The organism is Coxiella endosymbiont of Amblyomma sculptum (assembly GCF_009883795.1).
Classification (GTDB): Bacteria; Pseudomonadota; Gammaproteobacteria; order Coxiellales; family Coxiellaceae; genus Coxiella.
Window position 1 is genome coordinate 382,888 of the sequence record NZ_CP033868.1, and the last position, 11,696, is coordinate 394,583.

An 11,696-nucleotide genomic window follows, 5' to 3' on the forward strand; every position below is an offset into this window, starting at 1 on the left:
TCCATCTTTTTCGCAAGTAATAATGAGAAAGTAAAATCTTATATGAGTCGACACAGATTGTTTAGATCTACATTGACTGTCTCCGGTATGACGTTTGTTTCGCGTTTGTTAGGATTTGTACGGGACGTTATGCTTGCTACAGATTTTGGTGCTGGCCCTTATTTTGACGCTTTTGTAGTCGCTTTCAAAATTCCTAATTTTATGCGTCGATTGTTTGGTGAAGGAGCTTTTATTCAAGCTTTTGTGCCTATATTGTCAGAATATCAGGCAAACTCTTTTCAAAAAGAGACGTACCGATTTGTCAGAGCAATTATTGGAAGTCTAGGCACGATTGTTCTACTTGTTGTTATATTTATCGAAATTTCCGCTCCCTGGACAACTGTGGTATTTGCGCCCGGATTTTCTCGTGATCCCACTCAACTGCGTTGTGTCGTCTATATGTTACGTATTACCTCTCCTTATTTGTTATTGATTTCTTTAACTGCTCTCACAGGAGCTGTATTAAATGTTTTTGATCGATACGCTTCATCGGCTTTTTCTCCAGTACTTTTAAATATTTCCATGATTGCAACGGTATGGTTTTGGATACCCTATGCTTCAACTCCCATTTACGCTTTAGCTTGGAGTGTCTTGATTGGTGGATTTTTGCAACTGATAACTCAACTTCCTTTTTTGTTCCGTTTGGGTTTCTCTCCTATCCCTAAATGGCAATGGCGTAATCCTGGGATAATTCGAGTTCTGAAGTCAATGGTGCCAACATTATTCGGCGTTTCTGTAGCACAGATAGGTTTAGTGATTGATAATTTTTTCGCTTCTTTTTTAAGATCTGGTAGTATTTCGTGGTTGTACTATTCCGATCGGTTAGTGTATTTTCCCCTTGGAGTTGTTGGAGTTGCATTGGCAACTGTAGTATTGCCAAATTTGTCTTGGTGCTACAGTTTAAAATCCGTTGACTCTTATTCTTCTGTACTTGATTGGGCTTTGAGAGTGGCAGCATCAGTTGGTATTCCTGTTTCCGTAGCTTTATTTGCTTTATCAGGTCCTTTGTTGGCAACGCTGATTTTTCACGGAGTTTTTACGACACAAGATGTTTTTATGACTCAAAAGAGCTTATGGGCATTTTCAATAGGTTTACCGTGGTTCATGTTCGTTAAAATTTTAGCGTCTGCTTTTTATTCTCGTCAAGATGTGAAAACTCCAGTAAAAACTGCAGCAGTGGCGATGGCAGTTAATCTTATTTTGAATGCGCTGCTCGTTCATCCTCTGGCGCACGCAGGGCTTGCTTTGTCTACTTCTTTAGCTGCTGCTTGCAATACGGGACTGCTTCTATTCTCTTTATTGAGACGTTCAATTTACAAATTGGATTCGAAGTGGCCAAAATTGATTCTGCAGTTACTAATAGCTAATGTTGCAATGGGTTTGGTTATTTTTCAGTTTTCAGGAAATGTTGAGAAATGGTTAATTTGGACTATGAAAGAACGGATTTGTCATTTATTGGTCGTTATTTTTTTAGGAATTATTACTTATTTAGCAATTTTGTGGATTACGGGACTGAGAATTTCCGATTTTCGTCTTCCAACTACAATCGATGCATATGATAAGATTAATATGCGGTAGATATCCTCTAAAAAAGGATTTGGATAATAGTTGTGTCGCTACATTAGGAAATTTTGATGGTATGCATTTAGGACACCAGTCTTTGCTCAAATCATTAGGATCTTTGGGGCAGGAATTCGGTTTGCCTACAACAGTGATTGTTTTTGAGCCTCAACCCAAAGAGTTTTTTTCAAAAAATCATCAAGTGTGTTCAAGATTGATGCGTTTCCGTGAAAAATACGCAGTATTGCAATCATGGAAAATTGACTTTCTTTTGTGTCTTCGTTTTGATCAAGTACTGGCAAACCTACCCCCGGAAAATTTTGTCAAAGAAATTTTGGTGGATCGACTAAAAGTACGAGCTATTGTTGTAGGAGACGATTATCGGTTTGGCGCTAAACGTGTAGGTAATTATCAGTTGCTTCAAAAAATGGGAGAGCGTTACAGTTTCAAAACTGTAGAAATGACATCGGTTTTGCACAAAAATCAAAGAATTAGTAGCACAAGAATCCGTCGTGCGTTAGAAATGGGAAACTTAGATTTAGCACAAAGCCTATTGGGTCGTCCCTACTGGATTTGTGGTAAAGTTATTTCGGGTGAAAAACGTGGACGTTCATTAGGTTTTCCAACAGCCAATATCGATTTACACAGAAACAAAGTGCCACTAACTGGTATTTTTGTAATTCGAGCGTATTTAGAAAATGAAGCCTTCCAAGGTGTAGCTAGTTTAGGGATGCGTCCTACTTTTGGAGGCACCCGAATTCTACTGGAAACATATCTCTTTAATCTTTCTTGTAACATTTATGGACACTATCTTCGGGTTGAGTTTTTGCATAGATTGCGACCTGAAGAATGTTTTTCGTCGACAGACGCTTTAGTGAAGCAGATACGTCAAGACGTATCAGAAGCAAAATATTTTTTCAACATTAATTTCGATTTCGACAGGACAAATAAAAGTTTATGCTGTATTGATAGTAGAGATTCTTTAAAAGAGAATGTGGGTTAATTGTTATAAATTTGTCTGGGTTGTAAAATCGTGTTTTTTCAATTATGGAGAGATGGTGGGTTGTATTTGCAATAAGTTGTTTTGATATAATCTCTTTTTCGGCATTGATTTTTCCTAACAAGAAGAGTAATCAAAAGAGCGTAGTTGAGTATGTTGTGTTATAAAAATACTTTAAATCTTCCACGAACCGGTTTTCCTATGCGCGCTAATCTGCCTCATCGAGAGCAGAAAATATTAGCCCGCTGGGAAGCATTGGATCTCTACCAACAAATCCGAGAAATACGAAATGGACGCCCAAAATTTGTTTTGCATGACGGACCTCCTTATGCTAATGGTCGTGCCCATTTAGGAACTGCTTTTAACAAAACACTTAAAGACATTATCGTAAAATCAAAAACACTAAGCGGATTCGATTCACCGTTCATACCTGGTTGGGATTGTTATGGATTGCCGATCGAAATTAATGTTGAAAAAGCTTTAGGAAAGAAAAACCTATCCGCAAGCGAGTTTCGCCAGGCTTGCCGTAACTACGCAACCTCACAAATAGAACTGCAAAAAAAAGATTTCAAACGACTGGGAGTGATTGGAGACTGGAAGAATCCCTATTTGACTATGGATTTTCGTTACGAAGCCAATACTGTTCGTGCGTTAGCTAAAACTATATCTAACGGACACTTGATTCGAGGACAAAAACCGGTGTATTGGTGCACGGCTTGTGTTTCAGCATTGGCTGAAGCAGAAGTAGAATATCGAAATAAATATTCGCTTTCTCTTGATGTAGCTTTTGATGCAGTTGATTGTAAAGAGGCAATCCGTCGATTTCGAATCGGTGAGGAGTTGCGTGTAATAGTACCAATCTGGACAACGACACCTTGGACATTACCAGCCAATGAAGCGGTTGGTGTTCATCCCAATTTGCTTTACACTTTAGTAAAGGGAAAATTGTACGATCAATATATTTACTGGATCCTAACTAGAGACTTAATTGATAGTGTCATGCGGCGCTATCACATTAGTGATTATGTGATATACGGAAGTTTAAAAGGCGAGGAGCTGGAAGGTTTACAATTACAACATCCGTTTCTTAACCTAAATGTTCCAGTTGTTTTAGGGCAACACATTACTAGCACAGTAGGAACCGGAAGTGTTCATATGGCACCCGCGCATGGGTTAGAGGATTATTTAGTTGCAAAAAAATATGACTTACCGATTAATAATCTTATTGACGAACGAGGTTATTTTATCAAAGGAACTTTATTTTCTGGTCAATCTTTTCATAAATCCAATGAACTCATTATGATTCTGTTGTCGAATAGTAGGTGTCTACTACACGCCAAAACGATTCAACACAATTATCCTCATTGTTGGCGTCATAAAATTCCGTTGATCTTTCGTGCAACACCGCAATGGTTTATCGGTATGGACAAAAAAGGATTACGTAATCGGGCATTGGCGGAAATTTTAAAAGTAAACTGGATTCCCAGATGGGGACAGAAACGTATTGGGAAAATGATTTCTGATCGTCCGGATTGGTGTATTTCACGACAACGACTGTGGGGCATTCCGATTCCGTTGTTTGTGAATAAAAAAACAGGAAATCCGCATCCAAACACTCCTAATTTGATGGAGAGAGTAGCGCAATTAATCGAAAAAAATAGTATTGATGCTTGGTTTGTTTTGGAAAAAAAAACACTATTGGGAAATGAAGACGAGAATTATGAAAAGGTAATGGATGTATTGGATGTATGGTACGATTCTGGAATAACCCATTTTGGTGTTTTGTCGGAACGATCGGAACTGCATGTACCTGCTGAACTTTATCTGGAAGGATCGGACCAGCATCGGGGTTGGTTTCAATCATCTTTATTAACTTCTTTAGCAATTCAAAGTCAATCGCCTTATAAATCTGTATTAACGTGTGGTTTTGTAGTTGATAACCAAGGACGAAAGATGTCTAAATCTTTGGGAAATACTATTTCGCCTGCTGATGTGATAAAAAGATTGGGGGCTGATGTACTGCGATTGTGGGTTTCCTCTGTGGATTGTTTCGCAGAAGTTGGTGTATCCAATGAGATTCTGTCACGAATTTCCGACACTTATCGAAAGATTCGAAATACCGCGCGATTTTTTCTATCGAATTTGTATGATTTTAATCCCGAAAGAGACATTGTGGATGCGGATCGATTGGTTTCATTGGATCGATGGGCTATTGTTACAACTCAGAGTTTCCAAAAAGAAATCATATCTGCTTATGACCAATATCGATTTTCTGTAATTTATCAGACAATTCATAATTTTTGTACAGTGAAAATGGGAAGTTTTTATTTGGAAGTGTTAAAAGATCGGCTGTATACTGCTAAAAAAACAGGATTGCCTCGTCGTTCGGCGCAAACAGCGCTGTACTATATTACAGAAGCGTTTGTACGCTGGAGTGCTCCTATTATTAGTTTTACTATGGATGAAATGTGGCAATTCATTCCGGGAGATCGAGAAGCGTCCGTATTTTTGTCTCAATGGTTTTCGGGTTTTCCGGAAATTGCATTGTGTGAACAAGAAAACCAAGAATGGGAAACACTATTACGGATTCGTGCCGAAATCAACAAAGAACTGGAAAATAGCCGTAATCAAAGTAAGATCGGCGGATCTGCATTGTCTGCAGAAATTTTTTTATACGCAGAAAAAAATGTATTCTCGACTCTAGAAAAATTTGGAGGGGAATTACGTTTTGTATTTATTACTTCCGCAGTAAAGATCTTTCCTATCGGAGAAAAACCGAAAACAGCTGTTGATACAAGTATTTCCGGATTATCTTTAGAAATTCGTGTTTCTTTATTTAAAAAATGCGCTCGTTGCTGGCAGCATTGTATAAGTGTAGGTCAAATTACGGGGCACTCTGCCTTGTGTGAACGTTGTGTCAATAATGTCTTTGGAGATGGAGAGGAACGCCGTTTTGCCTAATAGGAATATTTATTCTTCCTTAACGGGTAGGTATTTTTGTGTTGTAACAGATCCCAATGAGTACAAAGTATCTAGTAGTTTCTTGTTGGTTATTTTTTGTCCCCGTTGAGATCTTTTCTTGGCTAAGTTTATAACAGTACACTGTAGCAGTGAATCGCCTTAGGCCTTGAATACCTCAGTAGATTGGGGACAATTTGGAACAAATCGTAATTGTTATTCTTTTTTTACGGTTGCGGTATTTCTCTGTCGTATGGGTTAAGGAATACAGCGTTCTCGAAAAACGGGAAAGCTGTTTAGGATTCCTCCCGCTAATCTTAGGAGAGCGCTTTTATTGATAGTTATCGTTGATACAGAAGGACAAAAAGATCTCAAGTGCTTGTTATTTTTTCAAAAGTGACTATTATCTTTTGATTTTGTTGTTCCGGGCCGTTAGCTCAGTTGGTAGAGCAACGGACTTTTAATCCGTTGGTCATAGGTTCAAATCCTATACGGCCCACTTGTTTTTCCGTTGTCCTTTTTGCATCCTTGTTGTTTTCAAATGTTGTTTTAAGTATCAAAACAATGTCTTTACAAGAAAATGGAAGGTTAAGAGAAATATATAGAAGGATTTCCCGTTTTTTTGGAAAAAGAAAACTAATATAAGGAGTAAGGGATAGGCTAAGAAGAGAAAGAATCTAGAGTGGAATATTGTCGATCAATCGGATGCCACCGATGCGAACCGCTGCGAATCGGCGTTCTTTGTGGTCTTCAATGTAATCAATATCTATTCCTTCTTGGATTAGGGCTTCTTTGATTTGATCACAAGAAAAAGGAGAATGAAAAATTTTGGAAAAACGTCTTGCTAATTGCATCTGTTCTTTCGACAAACGACTATTCCGAGAACTTAGAGGCAAACCAAATTCGTCACGAACAGTTTCGCACTCTACAATTGTAGTGTCTAGAAAAAAGGACTTTACTAATCCTTTTATAAGCTGCAATTGTTGATAGTCTTTTGCTCCAAAATAACTGCGAGTGGGTTTTATTAGAAGTAATAATTTCATTACAATTGTCAAAACTCCCTCGAAATGGCCTATACGAAACAGTTCTTCCTGATATTGTGGAGTGGTATGGACAATTTTATAAGAAAAACCATCAGGATAGATTTCGTTGTAAGAAGGTGTGAAAATGTAGTCGACATTACAACTTGAAGCTACATCGATATCTTTATCTATCGATCGGGGATAATTTTTAAAATCATCGTGGTCATCGAATTGAGTTGGGTTAACAAATAAACTCAAAATGGTGCACTTGTTTTCTTGATTTGATTTTCGTAACAAACTTTCGTGTCCAACATGTAAACTACCCATCGTAGGCACGAATCCTAGGGAAATCTCTTTCTTTAAAGTTTCTCTGATTAACAACCAATTGGAAATTGTATCAACTACTTTTGGCATATACTTCAATAGCAGTGTTTTTTGATATCTGGGAAATTTGAAGCTTTTACTTCTTGATCAAAATCGTCCAATGCTTTTTGGACGAGTTCGAAACCGTTCAGAAATTTTTTCAAAAACTTGGGTCTAAAGGTGTTCATGCCCAAAAGATCTTGAAGTACGAGAATTTGTCCAGAAGTGTAGGGCCCCGCTCCAATACCAATAGTAGGAATAGCGATAGAATACGTTACTTCCTTGGCTAGAAGATGCGGTATACATTCCAATACAAGAGCAAAACACCCCGCATCTTCCAGAGATTTGGAATCCTGTTTTAATTCATCAGCTGTTTCTGGATCTTTTCCTTGAACCTTAAAACCACCAATAGTATGTACAGATTGCGGTGTTAATCCAAGATGTCCCATAACAGGAATACCTGATTTTACGATGTGGCGAATTAGTTCTAAATTTCCGTCAGCGCCTTCTAATTTGATGGCATTAGCTCCCGATCGCATGAGTTTTTCGGCAGATTCCATACTAAAGGACAGGTTTTTCCGATAAGAACAAAAAGGCATATCTCCAACAATAAACTTATTAGGAATACCCATTGCTACCGCTCGAATGTGTTGTGCTACCATATCTACAGTTGTTGGAATAGTAGTTGAATAACCATACATAACCATAGCGAGACTATCACCTACTAGGACGCAATCGACTTGACTTTTTGCGATAATACAAGCAGACCAATAATCGTAACAAGTCACCATACTGATCTTTTTGTTATTTTCTTTCATACACTGAAAATCGTTGGTATTCATAGAAGTTCACACAAGACAAGGAGAAAAAAAGGAAGAGGTAAAACAACAGAGATAACCACAAGAACGGACCGAACTACAAAGAAATCTATACGCATAGGACGGAGAAGGTAAACGTAAAAGAAAGAAAAAGCAAGGTGATTTTTAATGCAATCTATTCTCGTTGTTTGCTGTGTGGATGGTTTATCTAGAAGTTCTTACAATATTGGAATACACCCTTATTAAGGTAGAATCCGAAAACGTAGTCGACACTTCAACTTAAAGCTACATCGATATCTGCATCTTTGGAGTAATAAATAAAATCATTCTAACTTGTTTTTGACATTTTTTGGCATAGAAAGTTTTGGATTGGTAGGGTGAAATCTTTGTTGTTTATAGATATACTTATACTCACTCAGAAGGTCTTAAGTGGAGTTTTTATCAGGGCGAATTTTTGAATCAGTGTTGTTTAAAACGCTATTTTATTTTCTATAGACAACTAAACTAGAGGGATCAATTATGTTGGAAATGAGGGCATTGATTGAGAAACTTGATGATCTTAAAATTCATAGTCGAGATTTGAGGAGGTGTCTTTGACTTTAATTGTAAGAAAACACAATTATCGGAAATTCGGCGCGAATTAGAAGATCCAAATCTTTGGAACGATCCTAAAAAAGCTCAGTTATTAAATCAAAAACATTCGAAATTGGAATCTCTTGTGCAACAATATGACAATCTCGAACAAGAAATTAGTGATGCGGCTTCGTTAGTTTTTCTTCTTAAAGAAGAAGACGACGAAAGTTTGCGTAAAGAATTGCACCATGAAATCGAACGCCTTAAGAACAAAATTAAGAAGATGTTGTTGCAACAAATGTTCCCTAAGAAAACCGATCTACAAAACGCTTATCTTGATATTCAATCAGGTTCTGGTGGAACAGAAGCCCAAGATTGGGCAGAAATGCTTCTTCGTATGTATTTGCGTTGGGGGGCTAAACACGAATTTGTTGCTACTGTGTTGGAAATTTCTCCAGGAGAGATAGCAGGAATTAAAAGCGCTACAGTAAAATTTGAAGGAGAATATTCTTATGGATGGTTGCGTACTGAAACAGGTATTCACCGGTTGGTTCGTAAGTCGCCTTTTGATTCCGGAAATCGTAGGCATACTTCTTTTGCTTCTGTATTCGTTTCTCCAGAAGAAATAGAAGAAGATACCGATGTTAAAATTAGTCCTGCTTCGTTACGAATTGATACTTATCGCGCTAGCGGGGCCGGGGGTCAACATGTGAATCGAACAGATTCAGCCGTTCGAATTACGCATATACCCACCGGTATTGTTGTTCAGTGCCAGAGTGATCGGTCACAACACAAAAATAAATCTCAAGCAATGAAACAGCTGCAAGCTAAGCTCTATAAGTTGAAAATGATGAAAAAAAATGAAGAAAAATCTGCTCTTGAATCTTCTAAGTCAGAAATTACTTGGGGAAGTCAAATTCGTTCTTATGTTTTAGATACATCTCGGGTGAGGGATTTGAGAACAGGAATGGAGATCGGTAATGCTCAAGCAGTTTTGGACGGAAATATTGATCCGTTCATTGAGTCGTATCTAAAGAAGAAAAAATAGTATATACAGTTTTAGAAAGATTTTATGACATATATTTCTGAACCCGGATGGAGATTTGTATGTATCTGTTTTATTCGAGAAGATTATTTAAGATGGCATCATGCTAATACCAAATGAAAGAACAATGAACGAACAAATTCTAAAACGCCAACTGAAGCTTGATAGACTACGAAAAACAGGTTTAGCTTATCCTAATGATTTCAGAAGAGACAGTTTAGCGTCTCATATACATACCACATACGACCAATGTACGAAAGAGGATTTGGAACGAGAAATTGTCTCTGTTAAAATGGCAGGACGTATGATGACTCGTCGTCTCATGGGAAAATCCGGTTTTGCTCATATTCAAGATATGACAGGACGCATTCAGATTTATATCACTCAACATAGTGTACCTAACGACGATTTCTCTGAGTTTAGAAATTGGGATCTTGGGGACATTGTTGGAGTTGAAGGAGAGCTTTTCAAAACAAAAACCGGAGAATTATCTGTCAGAGCTAAAAAAATTCGATTATTGACCAAATCGTTGCGTCCATTACCCGATAAATTTCACGGACTTCAAGACCAAGAACACCGCGTTCGGCGACGTTATCTTGATTTGATCGTCAACGAGTCGTCTCGCCGTTTATTCCAAATGCGCTCGTATATTGTAACACAAATTCGTAGTTTTTTAGACAGTCGTGGATTTATGGAAGTCGAAACCCCGATGATGCACCCTGTATTGGGAGGTGCAGCGGCGCGCCCTTTTGAAACACATCACAACGCAATGAATATGGATCTGTATTTGCGTATTGCTCCTGAAATGTATTTAAAACGTCTAGTCGTTGGCGGTTTCGAAAATGTTTATGAGATAAATCGCAACTTTCGTAATGAAGGCATTTCGAGTCAACACAATCCAGAATTTACTATGTTGGAATTTTATCAAGCTTATACAACATACAAAGAGATGATGCTGCTTACTGAAGAAATTATGAGATATTTGGCTAAGAAAATTTTTGGTCGACTGCAAATAGTCTATCAAAATATCGAAATTGATTTGAGTAAACCCTTCTTTCATTTGTCTTTGCGTGAGGCGATCCTGAAATTTAATCCCACTATAAAGAGTGCTCAAATTGATGATGTTCATGAAGCCGTCGCATTATCCGGACAACATGAAATCGCTATCCCAAAGCATTATGGCTTAGGAAAAATTCAAATGGAACTATTCAAGAAACTTGTCGAAGGAAAATTGCAACAACCTATTTTCATTACTCACTTTCCTAAAGAAGTGTCACCATTAGCCCGAAGCAGTGAGACCAACAGTTTCGTTACGGATCGTTTTGAATTCTATGTCGGAGGTCGAGAGATTGCGAACGGATTTTCCGAATTGAACGATCCAGAAGACCAAGCAGATCGTTTTTGCGAACAACTAAAATCTCGAAATTCAGGAGATTTGGAAGCAATGGATTTTGATGAAGACTACATTACAGCGTTGGAATATGGTTTGCCTCCTACTGGAGGTGAAGGCATTGGTATCGATCGTTTAGTAATGCTCTTTACCGATAGACCGTCTGTTCGAGACGTAATTTTATTTCCGCTTTTACGCACTTCCCACAAAAGGGGGTAAAATTGGGATATTGAATGGTGGTTTTCTATACAACGGAAATAGTTTCCAGTACAGAGTGATCGAAAAGAATATCGTTTTCGATGGCAGTGTCTTGTAAAACGGCCAGTAGTTTATGTTCTTTATTTTTTTTTGAAGCTGCTTCAACGATAATTCCCACATTCTGACTGTTTTGATTTCTCAATTTAGCTCCAGGTTCTGGTAAACTGTGGCAGATGACACTAGCACGATAAAGGCGACGTTTTAATTTTCCTAGGTAATGGGTACGAGCAATAATTTCTTGACCAATATAACATCCTTTAGTAAAACTCAGCGCTTCCCCCCATCGTTGCAAATTTATCATTTGTGGGATCAATTTAGTTCTGGTTTGTGGATAAATCCACACCAAACCAATTTCGACGTTCCAAGATCTCCAAAAATTTTCCTCAACTGCGACCGTTTCGACACTATTTGGAAGTTGAGCGCATGTTGTTAAATCATTGACAGTCGATAATTCTACTTTGGAAAGAATGGAATACTTTTCCAAATGATCAATAGCGCAAAAAACCATCGACTTCGGGAGGAAAAGATAATAATTTTCTCCTGCTTGATATGCAACATAAAAATTCGAAACTATTCTTCCCTTGTAATCGCAGCACGCACCGAACGACCCCTGATTTTTTGTAACCTTTCTTACGTCGCAAGTAAGTTGACTTTGCAAAAAAATCTCGGA

The 11,696-nt window shown here is 37.9% G+C and carries 8 protein-coding genes and 1 tRNA gene; 6 read left to right on the forward strand and 3 right to left on the reverse strand.

What is annotated here, in order from left to right; translation table 11 throughout:
* The first annotated feature begins 42 nt into the window (after window positions 1-42).
* The 4 genes from murJ to EGQ50_RS01845 all read left to right on the forward strand — a co-directional run bounded on the left by murJ (window position 43) and on the right by EGQ50_RS01845 (window position 6,056).
* Window positions 43-1,617: a murein biosynthesis integral membrane protein MurJ gene (gene murJ / locus EGQ50_RS01830; RefSeq protein ID WP_159748038.1), complete on the forward strand. Its 1,575-nt coding sequence runs from the start codon at window positions 43-45 to the stop codon at window positions 1,615-1,617.
* Window positions 1,595-2,602: a bifunctional riboflavin kinase/FAD synthetase gene (ribF, locus tag EGQ50_RS01835; RefSeq protein ID WP_246168924.1), complete on the forward strand. Its 1,008-nt coding sequence runs from the start codon at window positions 1,595-1,597 to the stop codon at window positions 2,600-2,602. The genes murJ and ribF overlap by 23 nt, the downstream gene beginning before the upstream one ends.
* Window positions 2,603-2,752: 150 nt before the next feature.
* Window positions 2,753-5,560, forward strand: a complete 2,808-nt coding sequence (gene ileS, locus EGQ50_RS01840) for an isoleucine--tRNA ligase (protein WP_159748042.1) — start codon at window positions 2,753-2,755, stop codon at window positions 5,558-5,560.
* Between the two features lie 423 nt (window positions 5,561-5,983).
* A tRNA-Lys gene (locus EGQ50_RS01845) sits at window positions 5,984-6,056 on the forward strand.
* 178 nt (window positions 6,057-6,234) lie between these two features.
* On the opposite strand, the gene panC is transcribed toward EGQ50_RS01845, so the two are convergent.
* Together panC and panB are read right to left on the reverse strand one after the other, a co-directional pair.
* The gene (gene panC / locus EGQ50_RS01850; RefSeq protein WP_159748044.1) at window positions 6,235-6,993 is read right to left on the reverse strand and encodes a pantoate--beta-alanine ligase; all 759 of its coding nucleotides are present in this window, start codon (window positions 6,991-6,993) and stop codon (window positions 6,235-6,237) included.
* Between the two features lie 5 nt (window positions 6,994-6,998).
* Window positions 6,999-7,784: a 3-methyl-2-oxobutanoate hydroxymethyltransferase gene (panB, locus tag EGQ50_RS01855; protein WP_159748046.1), complete on the reverse strand. Its 786-nt coding sequence runs from the start codon at window positions 7,782-7,784 to the stop codon at window positions 6,999-7,001.
* Between the two features lie 495 nt (window positions 7,785-8,279).
* On the opposite strand from panB, the gene prfB reads away from it, so the two are divergent.
* Together prfB and lysS are read left to right on the forward strand one after the other, a co-directional pair.
* A protein-coding gene (gene prfB, locus EGQ50_RS01860) for a peptide chain release factor 2 (protein ID WP_159748048.1) occupies window positions 8,280-9,381 on the forward strand; the annotation gives its coding sequence in 2 pieces (ribosomal slippage) (window positions 8,280-8,345 and window positions 8,347-9,381; 1,101 coding nt in all).
* 100 nt (window positions 9,382-9,481) lie between these two features.
* The gene (lysS, locus tag EGQ50_RS01865; protein WP_159748050.1) at window positions 9,482-10,987 is read left to right on the forward strand and encodes a lysine--tRNA ligase; all 1,506 of its coding nucleotides are present in this window, start codon (window positions 9,482-9,484) and stop codon (window positions 10,985-10,987) included.
* Between the two features lie 25 nt (window positions 10,988-11,012).
* On the opposite strand, the gene ygfZ is transcribed toward lysS, so the two are convergent.
* On the reverse strand, window positions 11,013-11,534 hold the full coding sequence (gene ygfZ / locus EGQ50_RS01870; RefSeq protein WP_246168925.1) for a CAF17-like 4Fe-4S cluster assembly/insertion protein YgfZ: 522 nt from the start codon (window positions 11,532-11,534) through the stop codon (window positions 11,013-11,015).
* Window positions 11,535-11,696 lie beyond the last annotated feature (162 nt).

What these genes read in the sequence shown, in the direction of transcription:
- murJ (WP_159748038.1), top strand. Translation starts at nt 43, where the DNA reads ATGAGTCGACACAGATTGTTTAGATCTACATTGACTGTCTCCGGTATG.
- ribF (WP_246168924.1), top strand. Translation starts at nt 1,595, where the DNA reads ATGATAAGATTAATATGCGGTAGATATCCTCTAAAAAAGGATTTGGAT.
- ileS (WP_159748042.1), top strand. Translation starts at nt 2,753, where the DNA reads ATGTTGTGTTATAAAAATACTTTAAATCTTCCACGAACCGGTTTTCCT.
- panC (WP_159748044.1), bottom strand. Translation starts at nt 6,993, where the DNA reads ATGCCAAAAGTAGTTGATACAATTTCCAATTGGTTGTTAATCAGAGAA.
- panB (WP_159748046.1), bottom strand. Translation starts at nt 7,784, where the DNA reads ATGAATACCAACGATTTTCAGTGTATGAAAGAAAATAACAAAAAGATC.
- lysS (WP_159748050.1), top strand. Translation starts at nt 9,482, where the DNA reads ATGCTAATACCAAATGAAAGAACAATGAACGAACAAATTCTAAAACGC.
- ygfZ (WP_246168925.1), bottom strand. Translation starts at nt 11,534, where the DNA reads ATGGTTTTTTGCGCTATTGATCATTTGGAAAAGTATTCCATTCTTTCC.